This window comes from Eggerthella timonensis, from assembly GCF_900184265.1.
In the GTDB taxonomy this organism is placed as follows: domain Bacteria; phylum Actinomycetota; class Coriobacteriia; order Coriobacteriales; family Eggerthellaceae; genus Eggerthella; species Eggerthella timonensis.
Genome location: NZ_FXXA01000002.1, coordinates 1,130,781 through 1,146,943, shown reverse-complemented (window position 1 = coordinate 1,146,943; position 16,163 = coordinate 1,130,781). Strand labels below are relative to the sequence as shown.

15 protein-coding genes are annotated in these 16,163 nt (G+C 64.2%); all 15 read right to left on the bottom strand.

Annotated elements, in window-relative coordinates; translation table 11 throughout:
* Positions 1-28: 28 nt before the first annotated feature.
* Positions 29-1,309, bottom strand: a complete 1,281-nt coding sequence (locus C1A15_RS04750) for an EAL domain-containing protein (RefSeq protein ID WP_101721493.1) — start codon at positions 1,307-1,309, stop codon at positions 29-31.
* A 350-nt stretch (positions 1,310-1,659) separates the two neighbouring features.
* Positions 1,660-4,233 carry a leucine--tRNA ligase gene (gene leuS, locus C1A15_RS04745; RefSeq protein WP_101723701.1) on the bottom strand — a complete coding sequence of 858 codons (2,574 nt, stop codon included), beginning with the start codon at positions 4,231-4,233 and terminating at the stop codon, positions 1,660-1,662.
* Between the two features lie 155 nt (positions 4,234-4,388).
* Positions 4,389-4,898, bottom strand: a complete 510-nt coding sequence (locus C1A15_RS17110) for a helix-turn-helix domain-containing protein (RefSeq protein WP_219618178.1) — start codon at positions 4,896-4,898, stop codon at positions 4,389-4,391.
* 18 nt (positions 4,899-4,916) lie between these two features.
* Positions 4,917-5,186, bottom strand: a complete 270-nt coding sequence (locus C1A15_RS04735) for a DUF4160 domain-containing protein (RefSeq protein WP_219618177.1) — start codon at positions 5,184-5,186, stop codon at positions 4,917-4,919.
* Positions 5,187-5,241: 55 nt separating this feature from the next.
* Complete coding sequence (gene yaaA / locus C1A15_RS04730; protein WP_101721492.1) at positions 5,242-5,988, bottom strand: peroxide stress protein YaaA; 747 nt, start codon at positions 5,986-5,988, stop codon at positions 5,242-5,244.
* A gap of 9 nt (positions 5,989-5,997) precedes the next feature.
* The gene (locus C1A15_RS04725) at positions 5,998-6,942 is read right to left on the bottom strand and encodes a sensor histidine kinase (protein ID WP_101721491.1); all 945 of its coding nucleotides are present in this window, start codon (positions 6,940-6,942) and stop codon (positions 5,998-6,000) included.
* Positions 6,939-7,829 (bottom strand): hypothetical protein, encoded by an 891-nt coding sequence (locus C1A15_RS04720; protein ID WP_101721490.1) that lies wholly within the window; start codon positions 7,827-7,829, stop codon positions 6,939-6,941. Before C1A15_RS04720 ends, C1A15_RS04725 begins: the two co-directional genes overlap by 4 nt.
* A gap of 15 nt (positions 7,830-7,844) precedes the next feature.
* Positions 7,845-8,558, bottom strand: a complete 714-nt coding sequence (locus C1A15_RS04715) for a LytR/AlgR family response regulator transcription factor (RefSeq protein WP_101721489.1) — start codon at positions 8,556-8,558, stop codon at positions 7,845-7,847.
* A 100-nt stretch (positions 8,559-8,658) separates the two neighbouring features.
* The gene (locus C1A15_RS04710) at positions 8,659-9,540 is read right to left on the bottom strand and encodes a hypothetical protein (RefSeq protein WP_101721488.1); all 882 of its coding nucleotides are present in this window, start codon (positions 9,538-9,540) and stop codon (positions 8,659-8,661) included.
* A 3-nt stretch (positions 9,541-9,543) separates the two neighbouring features.
* Positions 9,544-10,746: an amidohydrolase gene (locus C1A15_RS04705; RefSeq protein WP_101721487.1), complete on the bottom strand. Its 1,203-nt coding sequence runs from the start codon at positions 10,744-10,746 to the stop codon at positions 9,544-9,546.
* 53 nt (positions 10,747-10,799) lie between these two features.
* On the bottom strand, positions 10,800-11,666 hold the full coding sequence (locus C1A15_RS04700) for a dimethyl sulfoxide reductase anchor subunit family protein (RefSeq protein ID WP_101721486.1): 867 nt from the start codon (positions 11,664-11,666) through the stop codon (positions 10,800-10,802).
* A gap of 9 nt (positions 11,667-11,675) precedes the next feature.
* On the bottom strand, positions 11,676-12,329 hold the full coding sequence (dmsD, locus tag C1A15_RS04695; protein ID WP_101721485.1) for a Tat proofreading chaperone DmsD: 654 nt from the start codon (positions 12,327-12,329) through the stop codon (positions 11,676-11,678).
* Between the two features lie 11 nt (positions 12,330-12,340).
* Positions 12,341-12,970 (bottom strand): DMSO/selenate family reductase complex B subunit, encoded by a 630-nt coding sequence (locus C1A15_RS04690; RefSeq protein ID WP_101721484.1) that lies wholly within the window; start codon positions 12,968-12,970, stop codon positions 12,341-12,343.
* Positions 12,971-13,082: 112 nt separating this feature from the next.
* Positions 13,083-13,703 carry a DMSO/selenate family reductase complex B subunit gene (locus C1A15_RS04685; RefSeq protein WP_101721483.1) on the bottom strand — a complete coding sequence of 207 codons (621 nt, stop codon included), beginning with the start codon at positions 13,701-13,703 and terminating at the stop codon, positions 13,083-13,085.
* Positions 13,704-13,714: 11 nt separating this feature from the next.
* On the bottom strand, positions 13,715-16,141 hold the full coding sequence (locus tag C1A15_RS04680) for a DMSO/selenate family reductase complex A subunit (RefSeq protein ID WP_101721482.1): 2,427 nt from the start codon (positions 16,139-16,141) through the stop codon (positions 13,715-13,717).
* Between the last annotated feature and the right edge of the window lie 22 nt (positions 16,142-16,163).

Sequence of the window (16,163 nt, the reverse complement as noted above, 5' to 3'; positions counted from 1 at the left end):
TGCTTCGTGCGCGGAGCCCTTTTCGCATTCAGCCCCCCCCCCCGGCCAGGCGCTCCTCGAACGAAGCCCTATCGAGCGGGGGCGCGTACAGGAACCCTTGCGCGCAATCGACTCCCACATCCCTGAGGAACGCGGCCTGCTCCTCGGTTTCAACGCCCTCGACGGTGACGGCCAGACCCAGATCATGGGCCAGCTGCACGAGGGACCTGATGACTGCCCCGTCGCGCTCGGACATCTGCGTGCGCAGAAACACTTTGTCGATCTTGACGACATCGACGGGAGAGCCCGCCAAAGACTCGAGCGACGTCGATCCCGCGCCGAAATCGTCGACCGCAACGGAGAGACCGGCGTCGCGCAATTCCGCAAGCGACGCTTTGAGCTGCGCGCTGTCGATGCTCCACGCCCGTTCGGACACTTCCAATCTGAGCAAGCGCGACGGGAGGCGGTATGCGCGCAGCAAAGCCTCGATCCTGCGCAGCAGGTCCGGCACGCGGAGGGAGAGGCGGGACACATTGACCGACACGGGGACCGCCTTCAGCCCCGCATCGATCCATTCCCGCAGATGAACGAGCGCGCGCACGATCATGTGCATGTCGAGCTCGACGATGAACCCGGTTTCCTCGAGCACGGGCACGAACCGGGCAGGACTTGGATAACTACCCGTGACGCGATTCCAGCGCGCGAGGATCTCCACCCCCGCCAAGCGGTTGTCCGGACACGATACGATCGGCTGGAACCGCGGGCTGATCAAGCCCTCGCGCAAGGAGGGAGCGAACTCGCGGACGATGTCCTGGAAGAAGTACGCCTCGTCGCGCAGCTCGGCACGATAGGTGCGCACCCGGCTCTCGCCTGCGCCGTGCTTCGCCGCCCGAAGGGCGAGCAGCGCATTGTCGAGCATGCCGGCCGCGTCGAGGTCATGGCCCTCGACTTCGTACACGCCCGACCGGACGCTGCAGAACGCGCCTTCGGGACGATACGAAAAACGGGCGAGGAACACGGCCTCGTCCAGAAGCTCTCGGGGAACGAGCAGGGCGAAGCGGTCCGCGTACAGGCGCGCCGCCGCGCTTTCGGGGCTCAGCAAGCGGGAAAGAGCGTCGCTGAGCAACACGAGCAGGGTGTCGCCGGCGTCGTAGCCGAAACGCGCGTTGTACGCGCAGAACCTATCGACGTCGACGCATACGAGAACGTAACGGATGCGCGGATGCGCCGAGACGAGCTCGTCCACATGCGCGAGAAAACCAGCGCGCGTTTCGAGCCCGGTTAAGCCGTCGCACTCATAGCACGGTGAAGCCCCCCCCCCCGCTGACATGTTCTGTCGACCGGAGGAGATCGAACGGTTAGAAGCTATGCATCGAGATGCTGGGGAAGTAAGATACCCCCCCCCCCAGCTATAACGGAGGCATCGGGCATCCGGCGCGAACTCTTCGCATGAGCTTGATCTGCGGATATCTGAGCCATGTCCCGTCCTCCCTAAATTCCTATTGCTTTTGTAGCAAATCTAATGATTCGGATAAGTATGACGAGGAGACTCGTATCCGTCAACCCTAAAAATGACGAACGCACTGTCTTTATAGGGAGAAACCCGAGAAGTCGCTCCGCAAAAATTAGGGCGGTCCGGACAACCGGACCGCCCTGCAACTAGCAGCTTGTCGCACGGACCTACTTCGCGACGATGTTCACCAGGCGACCGGGCACCACGACGACCTTCTTGACGTCCTTGCCCGCGAGCGCCGCCTCGACGGCGGCGAGGCCGGCGGCCTTCACGTCGTCCTCCGGCGCGTCGGCGGCAACGGTGATCTTGGCCTTCACCTTGCCGTTCACCTGCACGGCCAGCTCGACCTCGTCGGCCTTGGCCTGCTCGGGATCGAACGCGGGCCACGGCTGCGTGTGCACGGAGCCGTCGTTGCCCAGCACGGCGCTCCACAGCTCCTCGGCCCAGTGCGGCGCGATGGGCGCCATGAGCTTCACGATGACCTCGGCCACGTCGGCGTCGATGGCGCGGGAGCCCTCGCACGCCGCGCGTTCCTCGGGCGAGCACTTGCGCAAGTAGTCGCTCGCCGCGTTCGTCAGCTCCATGATGGCGGCGATGGCCGTGTTGAAGTTGTTGCGATCGAAGTCGTCGATGACCTTGCCCACCACGCGATGACGCTCGCGGTTGAGCTTTTGCAGGGCCTCGACGCCTTCGGCCTCGCTCGCGCCGGGCTGGTAGAGCGACTCGTCGTCGGCCTTGCCCACGAGGTCGTTCACGATGCGCCACGCGCGGTTCATGAACTTGTATATGCCGGCCAGGCCGCCCTCGTCCCACAGCAGATCCTTGTCGGGCGGGGCCATGAACAGGATGTAGGCGCGCACGGCGTCGGCGCCGTACTCGGCGATCATGTCCTCGGGGGCGATGACGTTGCCCTTCGACTTCGACATCGTCTCGCCGTGCTCGTCCTTCACCATGCCCTGGCACAGCAGGTTCGCGAACGGCTCGTCGAACTCGAGCATTCCCAGGTCGCGCAGCACCTTCGTGTAGAAGCGGCTGTACAGCAGGTGCAGGATGGCGTGCTCGATGCCGCCGATGTACTGGTCGACGGGCATCCAGCGGTTCGCCTTCTCGGGCGCGAACGGCAGCTCCTTGTTGTGCGGATCGGTGTAGCGCAGGTAGTACCAGCTCGAGCACGTGAACGTGTCCATCGTGTCCGTCTCGCGCTTCGCCGGGCCGCCGCACGTCGGGCACGTCGTGTTCACGAACGCCTCGTGCGTGGCCAGCGTCTCGCCCGCAGCGAGGTCGATGTCCTCGGGCAGGCGCACGGGCAGGTCGCTTTCGGGCACGGGAACGAGCCCGCACGTCGGGCAATGGACGGCCGGGATGGGATTGCCCCAGTAGCGCTGGCGGCTGATCAGCCAGTCGCGCAGACGGAACTGCACGGTCTTCTTGCCCTTGCCCTCGGCGGCGAGGTCGTCGATGATGGCGTCCACGGCCGGGCTGTGCTTGCCGCCCGTCATGCCGGTGTACTTCCCGGACTGCACGAGCACGCCCTCGGCGTCGTAGGCCGCTTCCCAGTCCACCGACGTCACCACGCGTTCCTGCACACCGTTGAGCTGGGGATACAGCGGATCATCCTCGCCCAGAATGATGGGGATGATAGGCAGGTCGTACTTGCGCGCGAACTCGAAGTCGCGCTGGTCGCCGCACGGCACGGCCATGACCGCGCCGGTGCCGTAGTCGCTGACGATGTAGTCGGCCACCCACACGGGCACCTTCTCGCCGTTGACGGGGTTCACCATGTAACGGCCGGTGAACGCGCCATGCTTCTCGCGGTCGCCCTGGGCGCGCTCGACGGCGCTCACCTTGGCGGCCTGCTCCACCACCTCGCGCACGCCGGCCTCGTACTCGGTGCCCTCGACCAGCTCCATGAGGCCCTGGTACTCGGGCGCCAGCAGGAAGAACGAGCAGCCGAACAGGGTGTCGGGACGCGTGGTGAACACGGTGATGGTGTCTGCCTCGGTGGGTTCGGCCGGAGCTTCGCCGTCGGGCCCGCACAGCACGAAGTCGATCTCGGCACCTTCGGAGCGGCCGATCCAGTTCGCCTGCATCTGCTTGACGCGCTCGGGCCAGCCGTCCAGCTGATCGAGGTCGTCGAGCAGTTCCTGGGCGTAGTCGGTGATCTTGAAGTACCACTGCGTGAGGTCTCGCTTCTCCACCGCGCCGTGGCAGCGCCAGCACTGGCCCTCGGTGACCTGCTCGTTCGCCAGCACAGTCTGGCAGTTGGGGCACCAGTTCACCGGGCTGTTGCGGCGCTCCACCAGGCCGCGCTTCCAGAACTGCAGGAAGATCCACTGGCCCCAGCGGTAGTATTCGGGGTCGCACGCCACCACGGTGCGGTCCCAGTCGTACGAGAAGCCCATGCGCTTGAAGCTGGCCTTCTGCGTGTCGATGTTGGCGTAGGTCCACTTCGCCGGATGGCTGTTGTGCTTGATGGCCGCGTTCTCGGCCGGCAGGCCGAACGCGTCCCAGCCCATGGGATGCAGCACGTCGAAGCCGCGCATCTTGTAGTAGCGCGCCGTGACGTCGCCGATGGTGTAGTTGCGCACGTGGCCCATGTGGATGTCGCCCGAAGGATACGGGAACATCTCGAGCACGTACTTCTTCGGCTTCGAAGCATCCTCGGTTACTTTATACAGGTCGATGTCGGCCCACTCCTGCTGCCAACGGGGCTCGATCTCGTGCGGGTTGTACGGTTTCATGGTCATGGGCGTATCCTCGTCAGGCCGTCGCCCGCCCGCGCGCGTCCGCGCGGAGGGCCTTTTGTTCGCGAATGTTCCCATTATAGTGATATTGGCCGAAACGCGAAGTGCGAGATGAAGAATTTGCGGACGATCTGGGAGAAGCGATCGGTGCCCTATCGTGAATCCGCCAGCGCCGTCTTCAACAATCCGCTCTCGTCTGCCGTTTCAGCCAAATCCACCACGCGAAGCGTTTTTCCCAGAGGGGCGAGCACCTTGATAAGCGTGTCGAGGCGCGGGGCCGTATCGCCTTTTTCGAGCCGTGCTATAACGGGCTGCCGCACCCCTGCCGCTTCTTCAAGCTGGCTTTGGGACAGTCCGCTGGCTTTCCGCGCAGATGAAACCTCCTCGATCACTCTGTTCCGCTCGTTCTCCTCGACTTCGGCCCCCTTCCCGTTCTCATACAACTCGTTTCCGGAAAGGTCGAGATCGTCGTTCCACGATATACCGTAGCCTCCACCGTCGACCCTTACTTGAGAGAACAGCAGAGGATCTCGCAAGGCCTCGAAAGCTTTCCAGGTTTTCGTCAGCGGCTCCACGTCGTAAAACTTGGCTTCTCCGCCCTGAAACCACACCAGCAAGGTCATTCGATACAGGGGGTATACCGCCGTCACCTTCCTGAACACTGCTTCACGATCCTTTCGTTACGCCAGAGGGGCAAGCCGACGAAACTCCTGCGTCTCCCACATGTCCAACAATTCGACTTGATGAACGAGAATCCAATCGCGAACCAGGCCGAATGCCCTTTGAGGCAATGATCCGTCCATAATCGAAACATCGCGTATGCCGATAGCAGCAGCATACGCGTCGCAGAACGCATGAACATGGGGAGGGTTGTGCTCGCTTTGCTGAAAGTACATGCGAATGACGATACCATAGAACATCGCAATGATCGGCACGAGCACCCCCTTCATGATTCTTTTTAAGCATTATATCATAATAACTTATTAGTATGTACGAGAGAAAACCTTACTGTACGAACACCAAACAGTCGTCGGATGAACGCTCCTCGTCGAGCGCGTAGCCGGCGACGTCGAACGCACGCAGGTCATCGGGGCGCTCGACGCCGTGCTCGGCGCACCAGCGCACCATGGACCCGCGGGCGGCTTTGGCGGCGGTCGAGCGCTGCACCAGGCGGCCGCGCGCGTCGACGGTGCCGAACAGGCAGGTGATCATGCGGCACGAGCCCGCGACATGGGGCGCGACGGCCTTCGCGTACTCCACCGATGCGAGGTTCACGATGACGTCGGTCTCTGCGGCGAGTGCGCTATACAGGCGATCGCCCCAGAACTCGTACAGCGTGCGCGCGCCGTCCACCGCGAGCTTGGCCTGCATCTCGAGGCGATAAGGCACGACGCCGTCGAGCGGGCGCAGCACACCGTAGAAACCCGAGAGGATGCGGAGGTGCTGCTGCAGGTAGCCCAGCTGGTCGGCCGTCATCACCTGCGGCGCCACGTGCTGGTACTGGATGCCCTCGTAGGCGAGCACCGCCGGCGTCAGCGCGCCCGCATGCACGTCGAGCGTGCGGAAGCGCTCGTAGTTGAGCTCGGCCAGCGCATCGCTGCACTGCCACAGCGCCTTCGCTTCGTCGTACGACAGCGCCCGCACCGCGTCGGCCAACCGCGCCGCCTCGTCCGCGAACATGGGAAGCTCGCGCCACCCAAACGCGTCGTCGACGCAGTTCATCTTCTTAGCAGGAGATACGATGATGCGCATGCTGCTCCTTTAGCTCGCTTCCACCTTCAAAATCACGGTGGTTCGGTACACGTCGTCCTCTTGGGAGGTTTCCAGCTTGCCGTCGTGGCGGTCGGCGAGGGTTTTGAGGATGCTGAGGCCCCAACCGTGCTCGGGCAGGCGCCCGCCACGGCCCGACCGCGAGCTTGCGCGGCGATGCACGCCAGGCTCCGACGGCGCGCAGCTGTTCTGCATGCGCACCACGAGATAGCCGGAATCGACGCGCGCCTTCAATTCGATGAACCGCGCGCTCGCAGGAACCTTCGCGCACGCGTTGGTCGCATTGTCCAGCAGGTTCGAGAACACCGCGCACAGCTCTACGCTGGGCAGCGGGATGTCGTCGGCCAACGCCAGGTCGAGCGAAAGGCGGATGCCCGACTCCTCGCACACGGCGGCCTTCATCGAAACGAGCGCGTCCACCACAAGATGCTCGCACGAGCGCTTGCTCGCGGAATCCATGATGCCCACCGCCTTCAACAGCCCCTGCGACGCCGCCTCGGCCTCGCGTTGCTCCAGCAGCTCGTCCACCGCGGCAAGCTCACAAGCGACGTCTTCGCGCACGCGGCGTGCCTCGTCGATATCTGCGGACAACCGCTGCAGATACTCCTCCTGCGCCTGCAGCTGCTCCTCGAGCAGGCGCACGCGCTCGCGCGAAAGCTCGCGCTTTTCGGATTCTTCCAGCGCCCTGAACAGCAGCAAGTCGACCGGGCCGCACAGGGTGCCTACGACCACGATCAATACGAACATCCAAAGCGGCAAGAAGTAGGCGATGGCGTAGTAGAACAGGAACACCACGATGCACAGCTGGCTGAAGGGGAACAGCAGGTTGATCAAAAGGCGCGCCGGCGGCACGTCGCGCAACCGACGGGCAAGCACTACCATGATCGAGCACATCAGCAGCAACACGCACGCCGCAACGGCGACCCTCACGATCACGAGCCCACCCCTTCGCCTTCATCGGAACCCGAACACAGGCGCTGCACCAAAACGAGATGCTCGCGCGCTTCTTGAAACCTTCCGCGCTCTGCCATCGCCAGAATCACCTGGACGTGATTGCCCAGGTCGTGACGCAGACATACCGTACGCTCGACGCCTTCGACGAATTCTCCATATTGCGCCAAGTACCGATCCAACTGCGCCTCGAGCATCGTCGCGCGCTCGTCGTCGCGCCGTTTCTGATCGTAACGATTCATCGCGACGATCAGCAGCAAGTCGGCCACGAGGCCCAGCAGGGACAGCAGCGTGCCCGCCACATAATACGGCATCGATTCGCCGATCAAGCCGAACGTCAAGAACAACATAGCGCTCACCAGCACGAGCTGCAACAGCGTGAACAACGCGGGAAGCCACGCGACGCGCCCGCGCTCCTGATCCTTATCGTCGAACCGGCGCACGATCGCGCAGAGAAGCGCGAGCAGCACGGCAAGAAGTGCGAGGTGAATAGCGTGGGTGGCGAAGAATGCTCCGGGATGCTGTCGAACCGCATCGTAGTCGGAAATAGGAGCGCCGGTCATCGTCATCCATAGCGCTCCGCCCGGCAGCTCCACGAAGAAGATGACCAGATGAGCCAACACGATGATCGATATTCTGCGCGCCAGGCTGCCCTTCGACATGACCAAGAAGGTGAGCGACATCAGCACGGATGCGATTGGCCTGAACCCGAAGTCCATGTGCGATCGCAAACCTGTCACGAGCAATACGAGCCCCAGGTACAACACCCAATAGACGGGAAGACTGCGAATGACGAGCATCTTTGACAACGCATAAGCAAAGACAATTTGAGCGGGCAGAACCCCGGCGATGTCGATAAGGCTATCGGGCATGCAGAAGCGCGTCCCCTACAGCTTGGACTGGATGTGCGCGAAAATTGCCTCGCGCACGAGCTTGCGGCGTTTTTGGCTGACGGGGACGGACACGCCCGAGGCGAGCATCACGCTGTCCCCTTTCAGCTCCTTGACGTGATCCATGTTCACGAGGAAGCTTTTGTGACATTGGACGAACGAAGCGGGCAGCTCGGCCGCGAGATCGGACAACGATGCGTACGCCTCGATATCTTCGGTCCCCGCATGGATGCGGACCTTGCGCCGATCGCTTTCGATATAGCCGATCTGCTCCGGCGCGACCAGCACCACCTTGCCGCCGAAGCGAATGCTGAGCGGCTTGTTCGCACGCGCCGTGAGCCGCTCGAAAGCACGGTCGAGCGCGTCGTCCAAGTCGTCCTGGGCAACTGGTTTTGCCAGGAAGTACACGTGCTCGGTGCGATACACGCTCGTGCAGTACTCGATGAAGCCGGTGACGTAGATCACCTGCGTGCCGCACCCGGCGGGGAAATGGCGCTTGACCAGGTCGATGCCGTTCGCGTCTTCCGATCCCAGCTCGATGTCCATCATGAGGACGTCAACGGGCGAGCCTTCCGCTAGGCGGGCCTCCAAAGATGCGGCGTCGGAGATATGTTCGACGACCACCTCGCCGCCGCGCGGGGAACGCCCGACCATGCGGCACAGGATCTCCGCTTGAGCGGCATCATCTTCTACTAGTACAACCTGGTACATGGCATCGGCTTACGTCTTTTTTGGCTGATAGGAAGGGCGAAGCGGGCTTCGCTTCACGAGATTATATACGATGACGCCCCCCCCCCCGCCAAGTTTCCGATCATTTCGATACATACCATGATACAAACGATGATATATGATCTCGAGCGCGCGAGAATTCGCCGCGCTCGGCGAGGGCCATGGCCGCATGCGCCTGGTTGCGCACGTCGTGGCGCATCTTCGCCGTCTGCTCGACCTCGACGACGAACGCATCGCAGCGCGCGAGGCACGCGTCAAGGGCGGCGTCAAGCATGCGCGCCCGCTCGCCATCCTTCTCAGCGCTCATCGCGCGGTCCATCGACGAGAACAACAGGATGTCGGCCACCAGACACAAGGCGCACGCCGCAATCGCAACCGATAGGGACAGCGCACTTGCATCAACCGCGGCAATGGAAATGCCCAACGCAAGCATCAGGAAGATGTGGGTCATCGCGAACGCCGCGAATATCCACGAAAGACGGCTCCCCTCCATGCCTGCAAAGCGCCGTGCAACGCTCGAAACAAAGCGCAGCAACAGGAGAAGGACGAGCCAGCTCACTACGCTAGAAACCGCATACGCAGACAGGTGCGCGAGAACGAACTGCACGTACACACCCTCGTTTTCGGGAACAGCCTGGCCCGTCACCAGGGCGAACACGGCGTAGAGTACGAGCATCGCGCACGACTCGCACACGAATGCCGCCAACACGGTCACTGCACGCACGGGCGCGCTTCCCTCAAACAGGAAGAATGGGAGCGCGCATTGCACGGCGAAAATCAGAGCGACGCCAACCCATACGTCCACAAAACCCGCACCGAAGCCGTTAAGCATCGTTTCCGTTCCCACGAACACGATGCCGAACAGCAACGGAAAGCGCATAGGCAACACGCGCGACAAGCCGAACGCGAACACCGCCGAGCCGAGCAAAGCGTCGACGGTATAGAAGACAGTTGCCGCATTCACGCCCTACTCCTCGGCCAGGGCGTCCAGCGCCCATTGGGCGGCTACCATGCTGCCTTTGACCAGGACGCTTTCGTCCACTTCGTAGTAGCAGCTGTGCTGCGGATGCTCGGCGCCCACCTCGGGATTGCGGCAGCCGATGAACGCGAACACGCCCGGCACTCGGCGCAAGTACTCGCTGAAGTCCTCGCCCGACAGCGTGCCCTCATACGAGCCGACGGCTTCCTCGCCCAGCACCTCCACCACGGCGCGACGCGCCAGCTCGGCGCAGGCCGGGTCGTTCGCCAAACCCGCGTTGCCCGACTCGAACGTGAAGCGTGCCTCGGCATTAAACGCGCGGGCGATCTTGCCCACGATGCGCTCGAGGCGATCGGGCACCTCGGCGCGCAGCCGGTCGCTCCACGTGCGCACCGTGCCGGTGAGGTAGGCCGACCCCGCCATGATGTTGCGCGCCTCGCCGCCGTGGAACTCGCCCACCGTGACCACCACCGGCTCGAACGGCGACACGTCGCGGCTCACGAGGATCTGCAGCGCGGTAACCATCTCGGCGCCCACCACGATGGCGTCCACGCCCTTGTGCGGCATGGAGCCGTGCGCGCTCACGCCTTCGATATCGATGCGGAACCAGTCGGTGTGCGCCATGCGCTGGCCCGGCTCGCACGAGACGAGGCCCGCGTCGAGCTCGCTCCAGATATGCGCGCCGAAGATGGCGTCCACCCCGTCGAGGGCGCCGGCGTCCATCATCATGGTGGAGCCGATGGAAATCTCCTCGGCCGGCTGGAACAGCACGCGCACCTCGCCGCGCAGCTCGTCGCGCAGGTCGTTCAGCAGGCGCGCGGCACCCAACATCATGGCCATGTGGCAATCATGGCCGCAGGCATGCATGATACCCGGGCACGCGGAGGCGTAGGGCGCGCCCGTCTGCTCGGTCACGGGAAGCGCATCGATGTCGGCCCGCAACGCAACGCACTTTCGCCAACCGCCCGACGCGGTGCCCGCAATGGACGCTACCACGCCCGTGCCCGCCACGCGCTGGTACGGAATGCCCAGTTCATCGAGCTGCGCACACAGCTCGTCGGACGTCCATCGCTCCTTGCCGCTCAGCTCGGGATGGCGGTGGAAACGCCTCCTCAGCGCGATGACATCCGGTCCGATCGCGGCGCCCATCGCTCGAAGACGCTCGGTGGTGGTCGGTTGCAGCGTGCTCATCGAAGTTCCTTTTCTCCAGATGCTTTTACCAGCAGCGTACCATACCTGCAACGTTACAGGCTGATGCCGTAGGTCATGTGCATCATGTAGAACGCGAATCGCATGACGAAGATTCCGGCGAACACCAGCACCGACGCTGTGGCAGCCGACGCCTTCGACACGCCGCGCCCGCGCAGCAGCCCCGCTGCATCCACTGCGAGTCCCGCCGCCGTTAGCAAGCAGAAAGCGAGTACCATCGCCCCGTAGGCGGGCACGAGCTGTTCGACCGATACGAGGTAGTTCCGCATACTCAGCACGCTCGCGCCCTGGGCGGCGTACACGGCCACGTTCGCCACGAGGGCTGCCAGCGAAAGCGCAAGCAGCGCCCCGCCCGGACGCCCCGCAAGCGGCGACCAACGCGAGAACCGCAAGCCTGCGAGCGCCAGCACCGGGCCGCCCACCAGCGCGTTCAGGCACAGTGCGACGGGAACGAAAGGCGTGTCCCAGGTGATCACCGTTCTGCTGGCATAGGCGAACGCCACCGAGGCCAAGAATGCGAACGACGCGACGATGGCAGCCCCCAGCAGCGCGTTCTGCACGCGCGGGCGCGCATGCTCGGCGAACTGGTAGAGCCAATGCGAGCCCGACGCGCCCAAGAACAGCACGGCCGCGCACACCTCGTTGGACAGCGGGCTCGCGCCCACGCGCGAGAACACGTACAACGCGTTGTCGGGATTGCCCAGGTGGGTGGCCGACGCCACGAGCCCCACGAGCGTCACGAGGAAGGGGACGAGCAGCGCGCCGCTCACCCGCTTGCGCTCGTCGCCCCGCGCACGCAGCGCCGCCGCGCCCATGATGGCGTACGCCACCGCGCCCGATGGGGCCAGCGTGGTGAACAGCACGAGCGTGATCTCGTTGAACGCGGTGGCGAACCCGGTCATCGCATGCGCCTACCGATAGAAGCGAGGATAGGTCACGTCGAGCCCGCGCGCCTGCTGGATGCCTTCGAGCGACGCCTTCGTCAGGCGCGCGAGGCCTTCGTAGAACGGGTGCGCGGCCGCCTCGGCGAGCTCGTCGAGGAAGTGCGACGACCAGGTGAGCAGATGCTTCTGCAGGAAAGCGTCCAGGTCGGCAGGCCGCTCGCGCGCGAGCCACGCCATGAGCGCGAGCATGAGGCCGATGTGGTCCTCGGGGTCCTTGTCGTCCGTCTGGCGCGCGATGCCGCGCTCGCGCATCCAGCGGCGCAGCTCGAGCGTGCTCGCGCCGAACACGACGCACTCGCGGTCGGTGTACACGGAGCCCCAGGGAGGGGCCGGCTTCGGCGCGGGGCCGACGAACAGGCGGCGGTACTCCCACACGAGGCCGTCGTCCCCGCAGCCGCCGGCAAGGCCGCCCGCCATGAGGCCGAGCGCGGCGCGCGCCTCCCCCTCGTCGGCGAAGGGCCATTCGGCGGCGGCCGCCTCGGCGTCGAGGGCGGCCATCGCCTCGAAGGCGGGGCCGGCGTCGCCCTTTGCCGGGTCTTGCAGGAAAAACGGGGCGAGCGTATCGCCCACGAACGCGATAGCCTCAAGCTGAGCCTGGCGTTCATCGGTTCGAGCATCCATAGTTGTTCCCCTCACACGAGTTCGCGTACATTGTGGACCAAGCCTTCCGCAAGCACCCGGTCCGCCTGTTCCTCAAGGCATACGGGAAGGTTCAGCACCAGGTTGGGAGCCGTTTTCGACGAGTCGGGCAGCGGGGGCATGTCGGCCGCCCAACCGTAACGCGCCCGTAAGTCGGCGATCGGTCCGAAGTCGAGCGCGCGCAGCGGGCACGCTTCCACGCAGACGGGGGTGCGCCCTTCGCGCACCCGGTCGAGACACCCGTCGCACTTCACGCTGTGCCCCACGCCGCGATCGACCTTCGGCGCATGGTACGGGCACGACAGCGCGCAGTAGCCGCAGCCGATGCAGCGATGCTCGTCCACGCTCACGAGTCCTTGCTCGTTCTTGCCCATGGCGCCGGTCGGGCACACCTCCATGCATGCAGGATTCGAGCAGTGATTGCACGCCGACGACACGTAGAACGCAAAACAGTCTTGCGTCCAGCACCCGCGCTCGTCTTGTGTCCAACTGCCGCTTGCCACCTCGTACACCTGGCGAAACGACACGGAAGCATCCAAATTGCGGTAGTCTTTGCACGCGAGCATGCACGTCTTGCAGCCCGTGCATCGTTTCGCATTGAAGTAGAAACCGACTTGCTCCACCGCGTCCTCCCCCGATCGTCGGCCATGCCGACGCGCCGCCCGTCCCCTTGCGACGCCTCGGGTGCCGCGCGTTCCAGCTGCGCGGCACCCGTTCGATTCCGTTCAGAAGATTCTACGCGATCTCGCGCTCGTTGAGCACCGATCCCGTCGTATCTCCAGCCGGTTTCGCGTTCACCGGTTCGGTGATTACGATGTTCGGCTTCGTCTCGTCAGCGCTGGGCAGCGGTGCCACGGCCGCCACCTCGCCGTACTTCTTCCGCAGCTCCGAAATCTCGCCGAAATCGAGCGCGCGCAGCGGGCACGCTTCCACGCAGATAGGCTGCTTGCCTTGCGTCACGCGGTCGGCGCACAGGTCGCAGCGCACCGCCTTCTTCTTTTCCTCATCCACCTTCGGCGCGCTATACGGGCACGTGATGGAGCACGTGCCGCACCCGATGCACTTCTCGGGATCGTTGTTCACGATGCCGGTGTCGGGATCCTTCGAGATAGCCCCCTGCGGGCACTTCGCCATGCAGGCCGGGCTGTCGCAATGATTGCACGCCACGGAGACATAATAGCTGAACGCGTCGTTGCTCCACAGCCCGTCAACCTGGTTCCACGAACCGCCGCCGTACTCGTACACCGTGCGATACGACAGCTCGGGCGACAGATCTTTGTTATCCTTGCAGGCCAAGACGCACGTTTTGCAACCCGTGCAGCGCTTGCCGTCGAAATGAAATCCATACTGAGTCATGGTCTACCCCCTTAGGCCTTCTTGACCTCGACGAGATTGGTGTGTTGCGGGTTCGCCTTCGCCAGCGGCGTGGGGCGAAGCGAGGTGAGCGTGTTGATGCAGCCGCCCTTGTCCACCTTGTTGCCGGACATGTCGGCGTCGTGCCACGCGCCCTGGCCCATCGACACCACGCCGGGCATGATGCGCGGCGTGACCTTCGCCACGATCTCCACCGTTCCGCGGTCGTTGAACACCTGCACCGTGTCGCCGTCCTTGATGCCGCGCTCGGTCGCATCGAGCGGGTTCATCCACAGCTCCTGCGGGTTCGCCTGCTTGAGGACGTCAATGCAGCCGTAGGATGAATGGGCGCGCGCCTTGTAGTGGTAGCCCGGCATCTGTAACGGGTACGTCTCGCGCAGCGGGTCGTCCCAGCCCTCGGCGCCCGGCGTGTAGACGGGAAGAGGATGGATAATGTCGCCTTCGGCCAACTCCCAGGTGTCGGCGATCTCGGCCAGCTGCTCGGAGTAGATCTCGATTTTGCCCGACGGTGTCTTGAGCGGATTGGCCTCGGGATCGTCGCGGAAGTCCTTGAGCGCCACCTGATGGCCGTCCGGATCCTTGCGGCGGTACACGCCCATCTGCTTCATCTCGTCGTAGGAGGGCAGGTCGGCGTCTTCCTTGCAGGCCTCTTCGTAGCAGTACTTGAGCCAGGCCTCCTCGTCGCGTCCTTCCGTGAACTTCTCCTCGTTGCCCATGCGCTTGGCGATCTCACGCAGGTCGGCGTAGAGGGTGCGGCGCTCGAACTTCGGCGACGTCACCGGCTCTCCCATTATGATGAAGCCCATGTTGCCGGCGTAGTCGTTGGAGACGAAGTTCGGCTGCTCCACCGGCATGAGGTCGGGCAGCAGCACGTCGGCGTACTTCGCTGAGTCGGTCATGAACGTCTCCCACACCACGATGAACTCGCATTTGCTCTCGTCTTGCAGGATCTCGTGCGTGCGGTTGATGTCGCTGTGCTGGTTCGTGATGGTGTTGCCGGCGTAGTTGAAGATCATCTTGATGGGCACATCCAGCTTGTCCTTGCCGCGCACGCCGTGGGCGAGCTTGGTCATCTCGGTGCCGTGATCGATGGCGTCGGTCCAGGTGAACGTCGCGATGGACGTCTCCACCGGGTTCTTGTCAGAGGGAACGGAGAACGGCGAGAAGTAGAAGCCGTCAAGGTCGGAGCCCGTGTTGCCGCCGCTGATGCCCACGTTGCCCGTGAGGACGGGCAGCATGCAGATGGCGCGTGCGGTCTGCTCGCCGTTGGACTGGCGCTGCGGGCCCTTGCCCTGGTAGATGGCGCACGGCTTGGCGGTGCCGATCTCGCGGGCCAGCTCGACGATGGTGTCGGCCGGGATGCCCGTGATGCCCTCGGCCCACTCCGGCGTCTTCTCGACCCCGTCTTCGCCCTGGCCCATGATGTAGGACCGGTACGATTTGTTCTGGCCCTGGGCGCTTTCGGGCATGGAATCCTCATCGTAACCGATGCAGTACGTGGCCAGGAAATCGTGGTCCACGAGGTCTTCCTCGATCAACACGTGCGCGATGGCGTCCACGAGCGCCGCGTCGGTGCCGGGACGGATGGGGACCCACTGGTCGGCGCGCGTGGCAACCGTGTCGCTGTAACGCGGGTCGATGACGACGACCTTCGCGCCGCCCTGCTCGAGCGCCTGCTCCAGATGGTAGGTGGGGCCGGCGCCGCCCGCCTTCGTCTCGACGGAGTTCTCGCCGAACATTACGACCAGCTTCGCGTTCACGATGTCGGAGTTCGAGTTCGCGGCGCGCTTGCCGTACAGGTACGGCAGCGCCGCGGAAATCTGCGCGGAGCTGTAGCTGCCGTAGCGCCCGAGGCATCCGCCGTTCATGTTGATGAAACGGGAGAGGAACGAGCCGATGTTGCTGGCGTTCACGCCCGAAGCGTAGTGGTTCCAGATGGCCTCGGGACCGTACTCGTCGAGGATGCGCTGGTAGTTCTCGGCGATGAGGTCGTAGGCCTCATCCCACGAGATCTCTTCAAACTTGCCTTCGCCGCGCTTGCCGACGCGCTTCATGGGATAGCTCAGGCGGTCGGGGTGGTTGATCCAGCGGCGGATGGAGCGGCCGCGCAGGCACGCGCGGATCTGATGGTCGCCGTACACGTCGTCGCCCGTATTGTCGCTTTCGACCCACGTCACTTCGTCGTTGGATACGTGCAGGCGCAGCGCGCAGCGTCCTTCGCAGTTGACCGAGCAATGGCCCCATACCACGCGCTCGTCGGCCGCCTCGGTTGCGCCGCTTCCTTCGGTGCCCGCGCTTTCCGATTGGGGCGAGCACGCAAACAGCGTTCCCGTGCCGAGCGCGGCCGCGCCCAATCCGGCTAGGGCCGACCCTTTCACGAACGTGCGGCGAGAAACGGCATGCTCTTTCGTTTTCGTCATGATCCCTCCTTGATTCCCTCGT

What these genes read in the sequence shown, in the direction of transcription:
- C1A15_RS04715 (WP_101721489.1), bottom strand. Translation starts at nt 8,558, where the DNA reads ATGTACCAGGTTGTACTAGTAGAAGATGATGCCGCTCAAGCGGAGATC.
- C1A15_RS04680 (WP_101721482.1), bottom strand. Translation starts at nt 16,141, where the DNA reads ATGACGAAAACGAAAGAGCATGCCGTTTCTCGCCGCACGTTCGTGAAA.
- dmsD (WP_101721485.1), bottom strand. Translation starts at nt 12,329, where the DNA reads ATGGATGCTCGAACCGATGAACGCCAGGCTCAGCTTGAGGCTATCGCG.
- C1A15_RS04720 (WP_101721490.1), bottom strand. Translation starts at nt 7,829, where the DNA reads ATGCCCGATAGCCTTATCGACATCGCCGGGGTTCTGCCCGCTCAAATT.
- C1A15_RS04700 (WP_101721486.1), bottom strand. Translation starts at nt 11,666, where the DNA reads ATGACCGGGTTCGCCACCGCGTTCAACGAGATCACGCTCGTGCTGTTC.
- C1A15_RS04705 (WP_101721487.1), bottom strand. Translation starts at nt 10,746, where the DNA reads ATGAGCACGCTGCAACCGACCACCACCGAGCGTCTTCGAGCGATGGGC.
- yaaA (WP_101721492.1), bottom strand. Translation starts at nt 5,988, where the DNA reads ATGCGCATCATCGTATCTCCTGCTAAGAAGATGAACTGCGTCGACGAC.
- C1A15_RS04750 (WP_101721493.1), bottom strand. Translation starts at nt 1,309, where the DNA reads ATGTCAGCGGGGGGGGGGGCTTCACCGTGCTATGAGTGCGACGGCTTA.
- leuS (WP_101723701.1), bottom strand. Translation starts at nt 4,233, where the DNA reads ATGAAACCGTACAACCCGCACGAGATCGAGCCCCGTTGGCAGCAGGAG.
- C1A15_RS04685 (WP_101721483.1), bottom strand. Translation starts at nt 13,703, where the DNA reads ATGACTCAGTATGGATTTCATTTCGACGGCAAGCGCTGCACGGGTTGC.
- C1A15_RS04735 (WP_219618177.1), bottom strand. Translation starts at nt 5,186, where the DNA reads ATGAAGGGGGTGCTCGTGCCGATCATTGCGATGTTCTATGGTATCGTC.